This is a genomic window from Vibrio campbellii CAIM 519 = NBRC 15631 = ATCC 25920 (assembly GCF_002163755.1).
GTDB lineage: Bacteria > Pseudomonadota > Gammaproteobacteria > Enterobacterales > Vibrionaceae > Vibrio > Vibrio campbellii.
In genome coordinates this window covers 545,132-561,747 of the sequence record NZ_CP015864.1, presented here as the reverse complement: position 1 = coordinate 561,747, position 16,616 = coordinate 545,132, and the positions used below count along the sequence as shown (strand labels likewise).

The following is a 16,616-nucleotide window of genomic DNA, read 5'->3' as shown; positions in this document are numbered from 1 at the left end:
GAACGGAGCAAAAACTGTTTAATCAACTTGTTACCGTTACTTGTTATATTAGCCAGAACTATACATCAATAAACAAGCGAATGACATTGGGCTGCTCAAGGATTTGCAGTACTATAACATTGAAGCCCCACAAAAAAAGGCCAGCGAATGCTGGCCTTGGTTAGTTTTAGAGCAAATATTTTACAATGCTTTGAAAATTGCCTCGACGCTTTCTTTCGCATCACCGAATAGCATTGAAGTGTTTTCTTTAAAGAACAGTGGGTTTTGTACGCCAGCGTAACCGGTATTCATTGAACGCTTGAATACGACTACGTTTTGCGCGTTCCAAACTTCTAATACAGGCATGCCTGCGATTGGGCTGTTTGGATCTTCAAGCGCTGCTGGGTTCACTGTATCGTTCGCGCCGATAACCAGAACCGTATCTGTCTCTGGGAAATCATCGTTGATCTCATCCATTTCTAGCACGATATCGTAAGGGACTTTTGCTTCTGCCAGTAGAACGTTCATGTGACCAGGCAGACGGCCCGCTACTGGGTGAATACCGAAGCGAACTTCAATACCTTGCGCGCGTAGCTTCTCAGTAATCTCATGCACAGGGTATTGCGCTTGAGCTACTGCCATGCCGTATCCCGGTGTGATGATCACTGATTTTGAGTTCTTCAGCATTTCTGCCACTTCTTCAGCTGACGTTTCGCGGTGTTCGCCCTGCTCTTCATCACTTGAAATCACAACTTCTTGACCGAAGCCGCCAGCGATAACGCTGATGAACGAGCGGTTCATCGCTTTACACATGATGTAAGAAAGGATCGCACCCGAAGAACCAACTAGTGCACCTGTCACAATCAATAGGTCGTTTGCAAGCATGAAACCTGCCGCCGCCGCTGCCCAACCTGAGTATGAGTTCAGCATTGAAACCACAACTGGCATATCTGCACCACCGATAGACGCCACTAAGTGGTAACCGAATGCGAATGCAATCAGCGTCATTACGATCAGTGCGAACATGCTGCCGTCCGCTTTTATGAAGTAAATCATAAGAAGCGTAGAAACAACGATCGCCGCAAGGTTCATTTTGTGCTTGTGAGGCAAGTTAAGTGGCGAAGATGAGATCGTGCCGCGTAGCTTACCGAAAGCAACGACTGAACCCGTAAAGGTTACCGCACCGATGAACACGCCAAGGAAGACTTCCACTAGGTGAATCACGTGCTCAGCGTGAATACCAGCAAGATCAGTTGAAACTGGTGCTGGTGGCTCAAGGTAGCTGTTGTAACCTACCAAAACTGCAGCCATACCTACAAAGCTGTGTAGGATCGCAACCAGTTCTGGCATTTGAGTCATTTCTACTTTCTTCGCGTAGTGGATACCGATGCTCCCACCGATGACCATCGCGATGATGACCCAAACAAACCCTTCCGCATTCGGGCTAAAGATTGTCGCAATAAGCGCAATCACCATACCCGCAATACCGTAGTAGTTGCCCTTTCTTGCCGATTCTTGTTTAGAAAGTCCCGCGAGACTTAAGATGAAAAATAGCGCAGCAATAATGTACGCCGCTTGTACTAATCCTGCAGACATTGGTCACTCCTATTATTTATCTTTGCGGAACATTTCAAGCATACGTTTGGTCACGGTAAAGCCACCAAAGATGTTTATGCTTGCAATGAGTACAGCAATGAATGATAGGAAGGTAACGACGCCATTACCCTGACCAATTTGCAGCAGTGCACCTACTACGATGATGCCTGAAATCGCGTTGGTTACAGACATAAGTGGAGTATGCAGTGCATGTGTTACGTTCCAAACTACGTAGTAACCTACCACACACGCCAGTACGAATACGGTGAAGTGAGATAAGAACGCAGCCGGAGCAACAGAAGCAACCCAAGCAAAGGCACCTAAACCGACAGCGAGTGCACCGAATTTCTTCACTGGTGAGGTTGGCTCTTCAACTTTAGGCTGAGGCTTAACGGGTTCTTGCTGTTTAGCTTGTGGCTGTGCCGACACCTGAATTGGTGGCGCAGGCCATGTCAATTCGCCTTCTTTTACTACTGTTACGCCACGAAGTACAACGTCTTCGAAGTCGATATCGATGTTGCCATCTTTCTCTTTGCAAAGCAGTTTTAGAAGGTTTACAAGGTTGGTTGCGTAGAGCTGAGAAGATTGCGTAGGCAGGCGACCTACCATGTCGGTATAGCCAACGATTTTCACGCCGTTCGCCGTGGTGATCACTTGATCTTTTACTGTGTATTCGCAGTTACCACCGTTTGCGGCAGCAAGGTCGACGATTACGCTGCCCGCTTTCATGCTATCCACCATTTCTTTGGTGATAAGCGTTGGCGCAGGTTTACCAGGAATCAGAGCCGTTGTGACGATGATATCAACGTCTTTCGCTTGCTCAGCGTATAGCTCAGCGGCTTTTTTGTTGAATTCGTCCGACATTTCTTTCGCATAGCCGTCACCTGAACCGGAATCTTCTTTGAAGTCTACGGTTAGGAACTCTGCGCCCATCGATTCAACTTGCTCTTTTACTTCAGGACGAACGTCAAAAGAGCGAACTATAGCGCCAAGGCTACCAGCAGCGCCGATAGCAGCAAGACCTGCAACACCTGCACCTGCAACCAGTACTTTCGCTGGCGGCACTTTACCTGCTGCGGTAATTTGACCGGTGAAGAATCGACCGAATTCATGGGCAGCTTCAACCACCGCACGGTAACCGGCAATGTTCGCCATAGAAGAGAGTGCGTCTAATGCTTGCGCACGAGAGATACGAGGAACCGCGTCCATTGCGAGAACGTTGATGTTCTTGCTAGAGAGTTGTTCCATTAACTCAGCATTTTGAGCTGGCCAGATAAAGCTCACTAATGTTGCGCCATCTTGCAGTAATGCGATTTCGTCGATGCCTTTTTCTTCATCTACGAGTGGCGCGTTCACTTTAAGGATTAAACCTGACGTCCATACTTCTTCACTAGATACAATTTTCGCCCCTGCTGCTTCATAAGCGGCATCATCGAAACTGGCTAGCACCCCCGCTTGTGATTCGATTGCGACATCGAACCCCAACTTAATTAACTGCTCGACCGATTTAGGTGATGCAGCTACTCGCGATTCACCTGCGAGTATTTCCTTAGGTACACCGATTTGCAAAACGCATACTCCTTGTATACATATCAATAATTAGTCCCAAAACAGAGCGTCGCTCTACTCTAATTCTTTTTTATTTCTATCTGTTTACTACGCAAGAAAACACAAACGAATGATGGTGTTTGGGGTCACCCATTTGCACAGCCACATCTTGACTAACAGCCCTGTTATTCTTCTGTTTTTATCGAACGTCTACCGTGACTTCAAGTATTTTGTAATAAAAATACTAAAATTCATTACATATAACGCTAAGTAATGAATATTTGCCTACTTCGCACTGAAAAATAACTACGACTGGCGCTACTCAGCAGAGGTCTAACCAGGCATGTGTTAATTGCTTGTTTTACAGATATTTAAGCCTAAAAAAGAAAGAGAGCCATCAGCATATACACTAATGGCTCTCTTTAAGATGATTCGTATCAAGTTGCTGTGATTTCTTAATAGAAGATCTTTTCGCCCATTTGGTCGATAAACATCTGCGATTTTTTCAACATCAACTCGTTGGCGTCTTGCTCTGACCCCATCAAATCCGATCGGATAAAACGGTGTGATTTAACTTCTCCGTCGAAGTCTTTTTCGATGCGTCCAGCAATGCGGTACTGGCCGCCTTCTGAAAGGCTTTCTTGATAGATCAGGTAGCCCTTGTACTCGACAGGTTCGACGGTTTTTACTTCAGCAGTTTTATCACTGCCACCAAACAAGCGCGAAAAAAATCCCACGGTTCCTCCTTGGGGACGCCCACTCTTCTGTATATTGATTCTTATATACGGTAGCGAACATCATTTACTTTATGTTGACGTTGAGAATCGGTTTTTCGAACCAATCCAGTTCTTTGTCTTCATCATAACTGGTATGCGACAAAATTACAGGAACATCATTGTTACGATTTTTGCGTCTGTCTTCTTGAATCATTGTTGCTGCATTCTCAACAGCGACATCAACACTTTGTTTGAACTGCGCCAATTTGCGTTCTGGGAGTGCCGACAGAAAATCGATATCATGACGAATATAAACAGGCTTAAGCTGGAACAGAGCTAAACACGCGATATCCGCCAGTTGTTCGTTGTCGAATTGATCTACGTATTGGTCTGAAGCGAGCACCTGTCCAACCAAGGTTTCCATGTAATTGTGTACGTCTGAACTGATCTGCATCGATTTTTCTCCTTTGTTCAACACCTTGAAATTATAGCAGTCGAACTCGCTCTGCAACTCGTTGATTGCTCTTAATTTAATCAACCTCTCTCTTTTTGTCAGCGTTCGCTGTAAAACACTTGGAAAATTCGGAAATACACGTATTCTTGTTAGTTTTGAAAGCGTCTGAAATTATACTGTTTACGCACGGTATTAATTGAATGCTTAATGTAACCCTCTAGATATATTTAACTATTTTTAGGTAATTTGTAGTAGATGGCATCATCTTTAATGACCTCCCCAGGCTTCCGCTTCCTATTCCCAGTCTTGTTATTGGTCATGGTCAGTTTGGGTATGGATAACATCATTCAGATGACCCAATCTAACTGGGGAATTGCTGCAAACTTGCCCTATATTTTGCTCGGTTGTGCGTTGTTGATGTGTTACTCGTTCAAGCAAGGACGAGAGTCCATGGTGTGTATTGCCATGTTGCTCGCCTACTTTGTGATTCAACATCGTTTACAGGTGCCACTACAAACTGGCACGGCGCTTTTAGAGCTCACTATTTTAGCAAGCCTCCTTCCCGTTTCGTTCTTGGCCGTGTTCCTCTTCAATAAAGAGGGCTTCGATTCCAAAGCGACACTCACTTATGTACTTATGTTGAGTATGTTTGTGTTTTGGTCTTACGTAACCTTGACCTACTATGTAGAAGGTGGGTTTGAGGAGTGGACCAATGGCATCTTGTTTATTGTTCCAACCGTTTCAAAGTTACCATTGGTTTTAGTGCTGTATTGCATTGGCATTGTGTGCTTTTTGGGCATTTTGGTCTTAAAGAAAAACAAGATCATTCATGCCATGACATACTCAGCCATGGTATTGGCATCAGCGACGTTTATCTTCTTCGATGTTCAATACATTTCGAGCACCATGTTTACCCTTACGGGTTTGCTGATCATCATCTACTCGACATCAGCCAGCCACCAACTGGCTTTCACCGACAGTTTGACGCTCATCCCTAGCCGTCGCGCATTGGATCTCGACCTTAAGCATATGGGACGCAAGTTTACTATCGCGATGCTGGATGTTGACCACTTTAAGAAGTTCAACGATACCTATGGCCACGATACCGGCGATGATGTGCTCAAAATGGTCGCTTCTCGATTGATGAAGACACAAGGCGGCGCAAAGGTTTACCGATTTGGTGGAGAAGAGTTCACCATCGTGTTTAAAGGTAAATACACCGAAGATTGCGAAGCGCATTTAGAAGAAGTTCGTGAGCTTATTGCTCAGTATGACATGATTCTACGTGACCAAGACAACCGTCCTGACGACAATAAACAAGGACGCAAAAAACGCGGTAACGCAGAATCGAAGCAGAAAACGGTATCTGTAACAGCCAGTTTTGGTGTTGCGGATAGCCGTAGCGCGTGTAACCCTGCTGATGTGATTAAGCTGGCAGATGATGCTCTATATAAAGCAAAAAAAGCGGGCCGTAACTGTGTGAAGTACTGCCACGCGTAATTCTTTCTTCCCAATTCTTTAAAGCTTGTTTTTTGGTTCTAAGACTTCTCAAGCCTTACCTAAGAAAACCCCCAATATAAGTGACAATGTCACTACGCTTTGGTGTTTTCTATCCTTATGATTTATCTAGCATTTACTACAGTGTAAGTATTTCTCCCCAAGGATTTAGACGTATATAACGCCCTGTCTGCAGTTGCGTACAAATCGGCGACTTTATCTTTCCCCGTTGGTTGGAGTGCAAATACACCTTGTGACACTGTCACTCTACTTGCTACGCTTGAATATGCATGTGGGTAATCTAAGAAGTATAATGCCTCTTGAATCCTCTCCGCTTCTCTTTCTGCGGTTTGCGCGTCGGTACTATTTAGAAGGATGACAAATTCTTCACCACCATAACGGCCGACATATTCTCCAGAACGACAGAAGGTTGCTTTAAGTTGATTTGCGATGGCTTGTAGGCAGCGATCCCCTTCTATATGGCCGTAGTTGTCATTGAATGGCTTAAAGAAGTCTACATCCAAAAGAATCAACGCCATTGGCATATGATGACGTCCATGCCACGCAATCATGGTTTCTAGCTTTTGGTCTATATAGCGACGGTTATAGAGCTTGGTCAAACTATCTTCGTTGGCTTGTTCTTGCAATAAAGAGTTCATTTCCTCTAACTGGGCAGTCGCTTGCTTGAGCTCACGACGCATATGCGCAATACGCTGCATTGCCATGAGCTTAGAGTTGAGAACAAGTTTGTCGACAGGTTTGATCAAGTAGTCATCACCACCTGCTTCTATTGCTTTTGCGATCATTTCGGGCTCTTCGTGACTACTCAAGAAGATGATTGGGATCCAATCTGGGAAGGTTTCTCTGATATGAAGTGAGACTTCGAAACCATTCATGTCTGGCATCGCGATATCCAGCAGTACGAGCTCTGGGTCGAAGCTTTCATAAGTGTTCAGTGCTTCTATCCCGTTGCCAACGGCTTTTACAATGTGACCTTGCTGTTTTAATCGTATAGCCAACTGCATTCGGTCTAGTTGTACGTCATCAACCAGGAGAATGCGCATAGAGGTCCCTGTCGGTTGCATAGCGCGTTCCATTTTTTTCTCAGTCTTTACTAAACATATATCATACGCGCACGGTTGTTGCATTATGCGACAAATTTCGTGCTATATTTTTTTGTTGAACGGTCACGTAATCAAATAGTTCTTATGGTAGCTATTTGATGCATTTGGTATTAATATTCCCGCCTTTTGTAGCAAGAGCCACTCGAATCTCGTTACAACATGCACTATAAATAATGTGCGCTTTTATGTACTAACAGGACTCACCATGTCAGAAGCAACTAACAACGAAAGCAAAAAAATCGATCTAGAAACTATTTCTCCAGAACTACGTAAAGTTATCGAATTTGACGAAGTTCCTGAGCAAATGTTTGAGATGGTTACCTCTATCCATGAAGTGTCTGAAGAAGCTGTTCGTGAATCTTGGAATGAAATGCCAGCAAGTGCACAAAACATTCTGGACAACTTCGAGCAATTCCACGCTCTAGTATCTGTAGGCCAAGCTTTCGCTGGTCTAAACGTAATGGAAGAATTCCCGACTCTAAACCTGCCAGAAAACATGACAGATGAAGATAAAGAAGACTACCGTGCTCAACTGCTAGACAATGTTCTACACAACTGCGTGAAAGACATGGTTAAGCAACTTAAGAAAGCACGTCGTGATCCTCTTCTTAAGCGTGAATTCAAAGAAGTATTCGTGAAGTAATTCCGACACTCTCTTTAATAATAAAGGCCGCACCTGCGGCCTTTTGCGTATCTGCGGTTTAGTCAATTTAATGGTGCCCCAAAGCAATATCGCGTTGTGTGACACTCACACCTTTAACTTGCGCATAAACCTTATCACCGACTTTTAAGTTCAAGTCATCCAATGCCCACGGTGTTATCGTCGCCCATAAGTGGCATTCTTCATCTAACTTAAGTGAAACGGTGATACTTTGCTTGTCGTCGCCCTTAGTCAGCTCTTCTATAGATGCAACGGTCGCTAGTAGCACGTTACGAATCGACGTAGAGACCGGTTTTTCTAACGCGATAGAAACATCGTTTGCACGCACTTGAAGCCGGATTGGCGTATCTGGCTCGCCATCGACTTTTTGCACCCACAGACAAGCATTTGGTGCGAGCTTCACACACGTCAACGCGTATTTCTCGTGATGAGTCGCGATCTTTCCTTCAAACAAGCTACTGTGGTCTGAGAATGACTGCCAAGGGCGCATGGCATGAGAAGCCCACACCTCTTCTAATTTACCCGACGTCATGATTCTGCCTTTATCGAGAATCGACAGGTGCTGTGCCAGGCGAAGGATCTCTTGCAAGCTATGAGTAACGTAAACGATTGGAATGTTGACCTGCTCAGACAACTCCTCCAAAAATGGCATCACTTCGCGCTTACGTGGCATATCTAATGATGCCAATGGTTCATCCATCAATAGTAGGTTAGGTTTTGAGAGCAAGGCTCGAGCGATGGCGACACGTTGTTTCTCACCACCGGATAAAGAGATTGGGAAGCGCTTCAATAGTGGTTTAATAGCGAGTAGCTCTGTCACTTTATCGAAATAATCATCATCTTTTTCGACTACGCCGTAGAGTAAGTTGCCTTTCACGGAGTAATGCGGAAACAAACGAGAGTCTTGGAATACATAGCCAATCTTGCGCTTGTGTGTCGGTAAATTAATTCCGGCATCACTATCGAAAAGAAGGTGTTCACCAATCGACACTTTACCTTGCTTTGGCGTCACCAACCCGCTGATAACGTTGATTAGTGTGGTCTTTCCGGCACCAGAACGGCCAAACAACGCACTTATTCCGTTACCCGGTAACGATAAGGCGATATCAAAATCAGTTTCACCAAGTGATTGTTTAAATTGAATTTCTATGCTCATCGTTTAGCTCCTAGACGCGCTGAAGCCTTGCGATTTAACCACTCTGACATCATTAATGTCGAGAGAGCCAAAGCAATGGAAATGATGCACAAGCGCGCGGCTTCCATCTCTGCTCCCGGCGTTTCGATGAAGTTGTACATCGCCAAAGGAATGGTTTGGGTCTCGCCGGGAATGTTAGAAACAAAGCTGATCGTTGCTCCAAATTCGCCCAAGCTGCGAGCGAAAGAAAGCATAGTGCCAGTGATAATGCCTGGGATCGTCAAAGGCAGCGTGATGGTAAGGAATACCTTTAAAGGTGATGCGCCTAACGTTGAAGCCGCGTGTTCTAGTTTAGGATCAACATTATCTAAGCTAAGGCGAACGGAACGCACCATCAAAGGCAGCGCAACAACGATACAAGCGATAACCGCCCCCTTCCAGTTGAAGCTGAACACCAAACCAAAGTGTTCATAAAGCCAACTGCCAAGAAACCCCTGTCGACCTAATGAGATCAGCAATAGATAACCAATCACCACTGGCGGCAATACCAGAGGTAAATGGATCAGACTGTCGAGAATGGATTTACCGATAAACTGTTTTCGAGAAAGTAACCAAGCGAGAGCAATGCCGAGTGGTATTAACCAAACAACGGCATAGGCGCCGACTTTTAGGCTTAGTATTAAGGCTTGGTATTCAAGTTCTGTCACTCTGTGCCCTTTTTATTGAAATCCGTATTGCACAAATACTTGTTTGGCATCGTCGGATTTCAAGTATTCAAAAAACTGCTTAGATTGCGTTGAGTCTTTTACGATTGCCGCTGGATAAACAATGTCCGCGTGGGTGTTATTGGCAAACTCACCGACCACTTTTACTTTATTCGTTAAGAGTGCATCGGTTTTGTAGACAACGCCAAGTGGTGCCTCACCGCGTTCAACTAACGCTAATGCAAGACGAACATTTTTTGCTGGCGCCACTTGTCGCTCAAGCTGCTTCCAAACGCCAAGGTTGGTAAGAGATTCACGAGCATACATACCAGCAGGCACCGAGACCGGGTTGCCAAGCGCAAGGCGATTACCTGCTAATGCTTGACTCCATGCATTGGCATCTGAAAAGTTGAAAGAAGTAACCGTTGAAGCTTGTAGTGCAATAAGAACGAGACTGTTGTGAACTAATTTAGTGACATTGTCACTCTTTACTGCTTTTGATTTTACTAGATAGTTCATCCACTTAGTGTTTGCAGAGATAAACACATCAGCTGGTGCGCCGTTTAGAATTTGGCGAGCGATGGATGAGGAGCCTCCGTAAACCGGCGTGACTTTTACGTCATACTGTTGCTCAAACTTTTGCGCGATATCATCAATCGCGTTAGTCATTGACGAGGCCGCGTAGACTTTAATATCAGTCGTTGCGTTTGCTGTTGATGAAACGCTCAATATTGCCACTAGGCAAGCATGAATCTTCCATGCTTTCATAAAAACACTCCAGTGCTAGAGAGGCAGAAAAAGAAAATGTAGAGCACAATGCCTACTTTTATTTATGCTTCAAACAGTTAAAAACTGGTTTTATTTGAACAGAAAGTCAAGATTCATATGTTGTTCTATCGCATCTGCAATGCGATTAATGCCCTGTTCTTTGAGCTGTTCAAAATCTTGCTGTTTGATTTGAGTGCCGTTTACCCATTCAGACACGAGGCTCAACACATCGGCCTCATCGAAAAAACCGTGTAGGTAGGTTCCCATAATTTGGCCACACTCACTGATCGCACCATCTGCTTCGCCAGAACTTAACCTCAAAGGTTGCGCACCCTGCACTTCACTTCGTCCAACATGGATTTCGTAACCTTTCACATTCGCTGTTTTACCGTTTAAGCAAAGCTGCGCTTGTGTGTTGGTCAGTTGTTTGCTGTCGGTTAGCGTCGTAGTAATGTCTAGCAACCCAAGCCCTTCACTCTTCCCTGGACTGCCTTCGACGCCATTAGGGTCGTCAATTAATTTGCCAAGCATCTGGTAACCACCACAAATGCCAATGACTTTGCCGCCCAGACGAATGTGACGTTGAATGTCTTTATCCCAGCCTTGGCTGCGCAAATAATCTAAGTCATCACGAACTGATTTGGTTCCCGGTAGGATCACCAGATCGGCTTTGTCGATCTTTTCGCCTTTGCCAACGTAGCGAAGATTAATGTCTGGGTTTAGGCGCAACACATCAAAATCGGTATGATTACTAATGCGCGTTAATACGGGTACCACAACATTGAGTTTCACTTTTGAAGACAGCTCTTGCTCTGCCGTTATGGCGTCTTCTGCCTCTAGGTTTAAACCGTGCAGAAACGGCAATACCCCCAACACTGGTTTGCCTGTCTTTTCTTCTAACCAATCAAGGCCAGATTCAAGTAAACCGATGTCACCACGGAAACGGTTGATCACGAAGCCTTTAACGCGTGCTTTTTCTGATTCGGATAATAACGCCAAAGTGCCGTACAAGTGGGCAAATACGCCTCCTCGGTCGATATCCGCAATAATAATAACGGGTACGTCAGCTTCTTCAGCAAACCCCATGTTCGCGATATCATTCTCTCTTAAGTTGATTTCTGCAGGGCTGCCAGCGCCTTCAATCATGACGGATTCGTATTCATCCGTTAGTTTTGCAAATGAATCCAGCACCGTTCCCATTGCCACTCTCTTGTAATCATGAAACCCGACAGCGTCCATATTCGACAATGCTTTGCCTTGTAAGATGATCTGAGCACCTGTATCGCTGTTAGGCTTAATCAGCACAGGATTCATGTGCACCGTAGGCTCAACATTGCAAGCTTGGGCCTGAACGGCTTGAGCACGCCCAATCTCTCCGCCATCTTTGGTTACTGCGCTATTGAGGGCCATATTCTGTGGCTTGAATGGGGCAACCTTTATCCCTTTTCGGGCTAAGACACGGCATAAACCTGCCACAAGGACGCTTTTTCCGGCATCTGAGGTGGTGCCTTGAACCATTAATGATGGGATTGGTGATTTCATGAACGTTTAATACGAGAAAAAAGAAGGTGAACAATCATAACGTTATCTCAGCATAGGACTCAAGAAAATGAATCGAATATGAATGTTCGAATCAGTAATGGTTCAAATAAGGTTTGTTTTAATAGCACCATCAAAAACGAACACCTATATAGAGAAACCAAATTATGAAAAACACTGTTATCGCTACTATCGCTGCACTTGCTATCGCTCCTACTGTTGCAATGGCAAAAGACCACAACCATGACCAATCAAGCATTCAATTTAATGGCCCTGTTACGGTTGAGAAAGTCGATGCACTGATGAAAGACTCAAGTATGTTCACCGAAAAAGACGTGGTTGTAGAAGGCAACCTACTTCGTCAAACTCGTGCCGACCAATTTATCTTTAGCGACGGTTCTGGTGAAATCATGGTTGAGCTAGATGATGATATTCGACTAACGACGCCAATCGACCAAACGACAAAAGTACGTCTATTTGGCGAGTTTGAAGGCGGCAGCAAGCCTGAAATTGAAGTTGAACACCTCGTTGTTATGTAATCTGACTTCTTAGCCGCTCAATTGAGCAGCAAAACATTGATCAGTTAGCACTTTGTCCTAGTACATTGGGTGACTATAAACGCCTAAAATGATATTTTGTAAATCTTGGTCTGCATTTTGCAGACCTTTTTTTCGTTCGTATTATTTTCTTGCCCGGAGACACCCATGCTAGGTAAAGCTCTAAAGGTTGCAGCCTTTGGTTTGTGCGCTGTTTTGCCGCTTTCTGCACATGCAAACAACTTCAACTACAACATGATGGAATTCCGCATGGGTACCAGTCCTGGTACGTTTGGTGGTGAAGTCACAACTTACTTCACCGAAAACACCCATTTCATTGGTCGTGCCGACAGTGAATTTAGCGGAGATTGGGACCTTGCCGGTGGTATTGGTTTTAACGGTCCTGCTGGACAGTTTGCCGATATTTACGGCCAAATGCTGGTTCACAACATCAAAAAAGAGAGTGGTGATCTTGTCGGTGACAAATGGAAGACCGAAGTTAACATCGGTACTCGTGTTTGGTTCATGCAGAACATTGAATTGCACGGCCGTATTGGTCAGTTAATCGATAATGATGACTCTGAGACCATCTATAACCTTGGTGCCCGCTTCCACTCGACACAGCAGTTGTCACTTGGTGCCGATTTTAAAAACAACGGTACTTACGGTCAGCAACTTGTGTTGTCAGCGCGTTTCGCTTACTAAGTTTAACTGACTAAGCTCATGCACTGACACTGAGCTAACCAATTGAATAAAGTAAATTACCACCTTCTAAAGAAGGTGGCTTTGTGTGAGCCCCCTAAAAGGGGGCCTTTGTTTAATCCAACGCCAACTGGTGCTGCTCTACTCGCTCTTGCTTCTCTTGGTGTCTTACATATCGGCGTATGATTTCTTCATTGATTCCTACACTATCGACAAAATAGCCTCTTTGCCAAAAGTGATTACCCCAAAGCCTGTTCTTCCTGAGATGAGGAAACTTACTAAATAGCTTTAAGGCTATTTTGCCTTTCAATACCCCCATCAACTTGGATATCGATAGCTTTGGTGGAATCTTTACTACTAAATGCACGTGGTCAACTTGTATATTTAACTCTACTACTTCACATCCAAGTTGATTACAGTAAACATAAATACATCGATAAACTTCTTTACCTATATTGTTCTTCAAGATCCTAAATCGATACTTTGGAGTCCACACTATATGATATTGACATCGCCAAAATACGTGGGAAGCTTGATTGTATCTACTCATGTTATTTGTCCTCTTTGACTTCTGGAAAAATCAAAGACGCATTTAGCATGAGTAGTTTTACAGGCAAAGCCGAAACGGATGATAACCACCTACTGAAGTAGGTGGTTTAGGGCTGAAAATAAAAAAGCCTCTCAGTTGAGAGGCTTTTTGTTATTCGATACGATATTTAGCGTCCGAGTATTGGATTACTTACCGCTTGGTTTGTTCTGGACGTATTTCTTAGATACATCCACAACCGCAACGTCACGGAAGAAGCTACGCCCCAACAAGATTGGGAACTTCATATGACCACGTTCTGTTAACGTAAACTCGGTTTGTTCTTTTAAGTCGCCAACTTGGATGTAGGCAACCACAACTGGGCGCTTGTCGACATCTTCTGAAGAAGACTGACGAATTTTAGCCCAGCGCTCAACAGGCAGTTTGAACTCTTTGCTCGCCTTACCATTGATGTCAATTTTGAACTGAACCCAATCTTTACCGTCACGCTCAAATGGAACCACTTCAGTCGCACTGATTGAAGATGTTGTTGCACCGGTATCAACACGACCTTTGAAAGTCTGGTTAATAGCAGGAATGTGCACCCACTCTTCCGCACCTAGAATCAGCATGCCATCAGGTGTTTTCTGTACCGTAGCTGGCTTTTCTGGTTTAGGTTCTGGCTTCTTCTCAGGTTTCGTTTCCGGTGTTGGTTCCGGCTTCACCTCAGGTTTTGACTCTACTTCAGGTTTTACTTCCGGCTTTTCAGCCGGTTGCTCCACGACTGGTTTTTCTGGCTCAACAGGCTCAGTGGTCGTCGGTGTCGACGTACAAGCAATAAGACCACCGCTCATCATTAGCGGCAGAATCAGTTTCCAGTTCTTCATTAACTCTCCCAATTAACGTTGAGATACTTTTTGGATCGCGTCAGCAACGTAAGGAATATGAGTTTCGGTCAAACCAGCGATGTTGATACGACCATCACCGACACCATAAATGCCATAATCTTCACGCAGTTGCGCCATTTGGTTTTCACTAAAGCCTAGCACAGTAAACATGCCTTTGTGACTCTCAATGAAATCAAATTGATCTGTATTATGGTTGTTTCTCAATTCGTTACACAAAGTTTGACGAAGATTCAGCAAGCGTTGCTGCATTTCGTTCAATTCTTGTTTCCAAACAGAAGTAAGGTTGGCATCTTGAAGAATGGTTTTCACCAATGCAGAACCGTGATCTGGCGGCATAGTGTAAGTTGAACGAGCTAATGTAAGAAGCTTACCTTTTGCATTTGCCACGTCTTTCGTGTTTTTACCGATCACAATTGCAGCACCAGTACGTTCACGGTACAAACCAAAGTTCTTAGAACATGAGGTTGTGATCAGCATTTCTTCAACGTTGTCAGCCATAAAGCGGAGACCTTTTGCGTCTTCCTCTAGACCGTCACCAAAACCTTGGTAAGCAATATCCACAAATGGGGTAAAACCGTTCTTTTGTGAAAGCTCTGTAATCGCTTGCCACGCAGAAAAATCAATATCTGCTCCCGTTGGGTTGTGGCAACAGCCATGCAGAAGCACGACGTCAGAAGGACCTGCTTTAGATAGGTCTTCTAGCATTTTCGCCGTATCAACTTGTTTCGTTTCTGGTGAGAAGTAATGGTAGAACTTCACCTTAAGCCCAGCCGCTTCCATCACTGGCTTGTGGTTTACGTAGCTTGGGTTTGAAATCCAAACCGTCGTATCTGGTTGTGCTACCTTCATTAGGTCACCCAGCATACGCAACGCACCACTTGCACCAGGCGTTTGAATCGCTGCCACACGATCTGTTGCTGACGTACCCGTCAGAAGTAGATCGATCATGCTTTGGTTGAATTCTTCACAGCCTGCAAGCCCAACGTAGGATTTGGTCTTTTGGTTTTCGACAACCACTTCTTGTGCCATTTGAATGGCTTTCATGATTGGCGTTTCACCAGCGCTGTTTTTGTACACGCCAATACCAAGGTCAACCTTGTTTGGACGTTCATCGCCGCGGTATGCGACGGAAAGAGATAAAATAGGATCTAATACAGGAGTTGGTAGATTAGAAAACATGAAAGTCATAACCCTTTGAAATTCAAGTATCGAACCTCACGGTAACACTTTCGTTATAAATGGCGAAACGATTTTTCACACATTTCGCCAATTAGAGTACAAAATTCTGGTGACCGGGAAGTTTTATGAGCTCAATCGGTCATAAAAAGAACGATTCACTCATTGAAGTTTGAATCTAGCTTGCCGTTTTTCCTAAATTCACGTGGCGTCATGCTCGACCAAGCTTTGAATCGTGTACTGAAGTTGGCGCCCGTTGGGTACCCTACTATTTCACCGATGTGCTGAATTGACCATTCTGTTGAGCGCAACAAACGCGCAGCATACTCCATTCGCATCCGAGTTAGATGTGCCATTGGGCTTCGCCCAAACTGCTGTTGGGTCAAACGATGCAAGTGGGGTTCAGAGCATGGGTACAAGGCTGCAAGTTGTTCTACCGTCCATTCTTTATGGAGTTGTCTCTGAACCAAATCGAATACGCGGCGCAACTTTAACTGGTTGCGTGATATGGAATCTGAGTGCGGCATATTCAGCATGAGCTCTAACTGGGCAACACTGTGTGCACCGACTTCACCGCCGTAATCGATAGGTAGATTGATACTTCGCAATAGAGCCTGAATACAGAAATACATCACTTCTGGTGCTGGCGTAAGTTGATACTCAATCTCGTCATTCACCATTGACCATTCTTTATCTTGGGAAAGAAACACCCACGCGATTTGCCACGTTTCGTCTTCCATTCCAAAGCCATTTTCGATACCTGCTGGCACGATCACTAACGATCCGGGCTCCAGTTCATAACGACAGGCTCCGCTCTCCAACCAGCCTTTGCCACGAACCGTGTACAACAACATGTGTTTCTTCTGGTTTTTTCGATAAACGGAAAAGAACTCTCGGCAAGTGGCGATTCCACATTGAACGATGCCTCTTTCTTCAAGAGCAAGCACGCGAGTGTGGTCGATGAACTCTTGATAAGTCTTTTCTGAAATGGTGTAACGTTCTTGCTTTTCTTCCATGATTCGATGGCTCACAAATGCACTCACGGCA

The 16,616-nt window shown here is 44.7% G+C and carries 17 protein-coding genes; 4 read left to right on the top strand and 13 right to left on the bottom strand.

Features of this window, described 5'->3' with window-relative positions:
* Positions 1-180 precede the first annotated feature (180 nt).
* From pntB to A8140_RS18295, 4 genes are all read right to left on the bottom strand, one after another.
* Entirely contained in the window at positions 181-1,575 is a 1,395-nt protein-coding gene (gene pntB, locus A8140_RS18310) for a Re/Si-specific NAD(P)(+) transhydrogenase subunit beta (protein ID WP_005535376.1), read from the bottom strand.
* Between the two features lie 12 nt (positions 1,576-1,587).
* On the bottom strand, positions 1,588-3,144 hold the full coding sequence (locus A8140_RS18305) for a Re/Si-specific NAD(P)(+) transhydrogenase subunit alpha (RefSeq protein WP_005535378.1): 1,557 nt from the start codon (positions 3,142-3,144) through the stop codon (positions 1,588-1,590).
* A gap of 434 nt (positions 3,145-3,578) precedes the next feature.
* The gene (locus A8140_RS18300; protein ID WP_005535380.1) at positions 3,579-3,860 is read right to left on the bottom strand and encodes an HlyU family transcriptional regulator; all 282 of its coding nucleotides are present in this window, start codon (positions 3,858-3,860) and stop codon (positions 3,579-3,581) included.
* Positions 3,861-3,924: 64 nt separating this feature from the next.
* Entirely contained in the window at positions 3,925-4,293 is a 369-nt protein-coding gene (locus A8140_RS18295; RefSeq protein ID WP_005535381.1) for a late competence development ComFB family protein, read from the bottom strand.
* A gap of 255 nt (positions 4,294-4,548) precedes the next feature.
* Between A8140_RS18295 and A8140_RS18290 the strand changes: the two genes are divergently transcribed.
* Positions 4,549-5,793 carry a GGDEF domain-containing protein gene (locus A8140_RS18290; protein WP_005535382.1) on the top strand — a complete coding sequence of 415 codons (1,245 nt, stop codon included), beginning with the start codon at positions 4,549-4,551 and terminating at the stop codon, positions 5,791-5,793.
* A gap of 122 nt (positions 5,794-5,915) precedes the next feature.
* On the opposite strand, the gene A8140_RS18285 is transcribed toward A8140_RS18290, so the two are convergent.
* Positions 5,916-6,875, bottom strand: coding sequence for a diguanylate cyclase (locus A8140_RS18285; RefSeq protein WP_005535383.1), 960 nt, complete (start codon positions 6,873-6,875; stop codon positions 5,916-5,918).
* A 244-nt stretch (positions 6,876-7,119) separates the two neighbouring features.
* Here A8140_RS18285 and A8140_RS18280 point away from each other — a divergent pair, with 244 nt between their 5' ends.
* Positions 7,120-7,557 (top strand): DUF3069 domain-containing protein, encoded by a 438-nt coding sequence (locus A8140_RS18280; RefSeq protein ID WP_005427129.1) that lies wholly within the window; start codon positions 7,120-7,122, stop codon positions 7,555-7,557.
* A gap of 67 nt (positions 7,558-7,624) precedes the next feature.
* Here A8140_RS18280 and modC read toward each other — a convergent pair whose 3' ends face one another.
* From modC to A8140_RS18260, 4 genes are all read right to left on the bottom strand, one after another.
* A complete protein-coding gene (modC, locus tag A8140_RS18275; RefSeq protein ID WP_005535386.1) occupies positions 7,625-8,731 on the bottom strand; it encodes a molybdenum ABC transporter ATP-binding protein ModC in 1,107 nt (368 codons plus the stop codon).
* Entirely contained in the window at positions 8,728-9,417 is a 690-nt protein-coding gene (gene modB, locus A8140_RS18270) for a molybdate ABC transporter permease subunit (RefSeq protein ID WP_005535387.1), read from the bottom strand. Before modB ends, modC begins: the two co-directional genes overlap by 4 nt.
* 12 nt (positions 9,418-9,429) lie before the next feature.
* Positions 9,430-10,182 (bottom strand): molybdate ABC transporter substrate-binding protein, encoded by a 753-nt coding sequence (gene modA, locus A8140_RS18265; RefSeq protein ID WP_005535389.1) that lies wholly within the window; start codon positions 10,180-10,182, stop codon positions 9,430-9,432.
* A gap of 90 nt (positions 10,183-10,272) precedes the next feature.
* The gene (locus A8140_RS18260) at positions 10,273-11,724 is read right to left on the bottom strand and encodes a cobyric acid synthase (protein ID WP_033000569.1); all 1,452 of its coding nucleotides are present in this window, start codon (positions 11,722-11,724) and stop codon (positions 10,273-10,275) included.
* 164 nt (positions 11,725-11,888) lie between these two features.
* On the opposite strand from A8140_RS18260, the gene A8140_RS18255 reads away from it, so the two are divergent.
* Entirely contained in the window at positions 11,889-12,260 is a 372-nt protein-coding gene (locus tag A8140_RS18255; RefSeq protein ID WP_005535393.1) for a YgiW/YdeI family stress tolerance OB fold protein, read from the top strand.
* A 165-nt stretch (positions 12,261-12,425) separates the two neighbouring features.
* Positions 12,426-12,962: a hypothetical protein gene (locus tag A8140_RS18250; RefSeq protein ID WP_005535395.1), complete on the top strand. Its 537-nt coding sequence runs from the start codon at positions 12,426-12,428 to the stop codon at positions 12,960-12,962.
* 112 nt (positions 12,963-13,074) lie between these two features.
* Here A8140_RS18250 and tnpA read toward each other — a convergent pair whose 3' ends face one another.
* The 4 genes from tnpA to A8140_RS18230 form a co-directional block, all read right to left on the bottom strand.
* Positions 13,075-13,509 (bottom strand): IS200/IS605 family transposase, encoded by a 435-nt coding sequence (tnpA, locus tag A8140_RS18245; RefSeq protein ID WP_033007908.1) that lies wholly within the window; start codon positions 13,507-13,509, stop codon positions 13,075-13,077.
* Positions 13,510-13,694: 185 nt separating this feature from the next.
* A complete protein-coding gene (locus tag A8140_RS18240; RefSeq protein WP_005536078.1) occupies positions 13,695-14,372 on the bottom strand; it encodes an ATP-dependent zinc protease family protein in 678 nt (225 codons plus the stop codon).
* Positions 14,373-14,384: 12 nt separating this feature from the next.
* Positions 14,385-15,572 carry an amino acid aminotransferase gene (locus A8140_RS18235; RefSeq protein WP_005536081.1) on the bottom strand — a complete coding sequence of 396 codons (1,188 nt, stop codon included), beginning with the start codon at positions 15,570-15,572 and terminating at the stop codon, positions 14,385-14,387.
* A gap of 155 nt (positions 15,573-15,727) precedes the next feature.
* Positions 15,728-16,585, bottom strand: coding sequence for an AraC family transcriptional regulator (locus tag A8140_RS18230; protein WP_005536083.1), 858 nt, complete (start codon positions 16,583-16,585; stop codon positions 15,728-15,730).
* Positions 16,586-16,616: the final 31 nt, after the last annotated feature.

Excerpts from the sequence above, each read along its gene's own strand:
- pntB (WP_005535376.1), bottom strand. The coding sequence starts at position 1,575 with ATGTCTGCAGGATTAGTACAAGCGGCGTACATTATTGCTGCGCTATTT.
- A8140_RS18295 (WP_005535381.1), bottom strand. The coding sequence starts at position 4,293 with ATGCAGATCAGTTCAGACGTACACAATTACATGGAAACCTTGGTTGGA.
- A8140_RS18290 (WP_005535382.1), top strand. The coding sequence starts at position 4,549 with ATGGCATCATCTTTAATGACCTCCCCAGGCTTCCGCTTCCTATTCCCA.
- A8140_RS18285 (WP_005535383.1), bottom strand. The coding sequence starts at position 6,875 with ATGCAACCGACAGGGACCTCTATGCGCATTCTCCTGGTTGATGACGTA.
- A8140_RS18280 (WP_005427129.1), top strand. The coding sequence starts at position 7,120 with ATGTCAGAAGCAACTAACAACGAAAGCAAAAAAATCGATCTAGAAACT.
- modC (WP_005535386.1), bottom strand. The coding sequence starts at position 8,731 with ATGAGCATAGAAATTCAATTTAAACAATCACTTGGTGAAACTGATTTT.
- modA (WP_005535389.1), bottom strand. The coding sequence starts at position 10,182 with ATGAAAGCATGGAAGATTCATGCTTGCCTAGTGGCAATATTGAGCGTT.
- A8140_RS18260 (WP_033000569.1), bottom strand. The coding sequence starts at position 11,724 with ATGAAATCACCAATCCCATCATTAATGGTTCAAGGCACCACCTCAGAT.
- A8140_RS18255 (WP_005535393.1), top strand. The coding sequence starts at position 11,889 with ATGAAAAACACTGTTATCGCTACTATCGCTGCACTTGCTATCGCTCCT.
- A8140_RS18250 (WP_005535395.1), top strand. The coding sequence starts at position 12,426 with ATGCTAGGTAAAGCTCTAAAGGTTGCAGCCTTTGGTTTGTGCGCTGTT.
- tnpA (WP_033007908.1), bottom strand. The coding sequence starts at position 13,509 with ATGAGTAGATACAATCAAGCTTCCCACGTATTTTGGCGATGTCAATAT.
- A8140_RS18240 (WP_005536078.1), bottom strand. The coding sequence starts at position 14,372 with ATGAAGAACTGGAAACTGATTCTGCCGCTAATGATGAGCGGTGGTCTT.
- A8140_RS18235 (WP_005536081.1), bottom strand. The coding sequence starts at position 15,572 with ATGTTTTCTAATCTACCAACTCCTGTATTAGATCCTATTTTATCTCTT.
- A8140_RS18230 (WP_005536083.1), bottom strand. The coding sequence starts at position 16,585 with ATGGAAGAAAAGCAAGAACGTTACACCATTTCAGAAAAGACTTATCAA.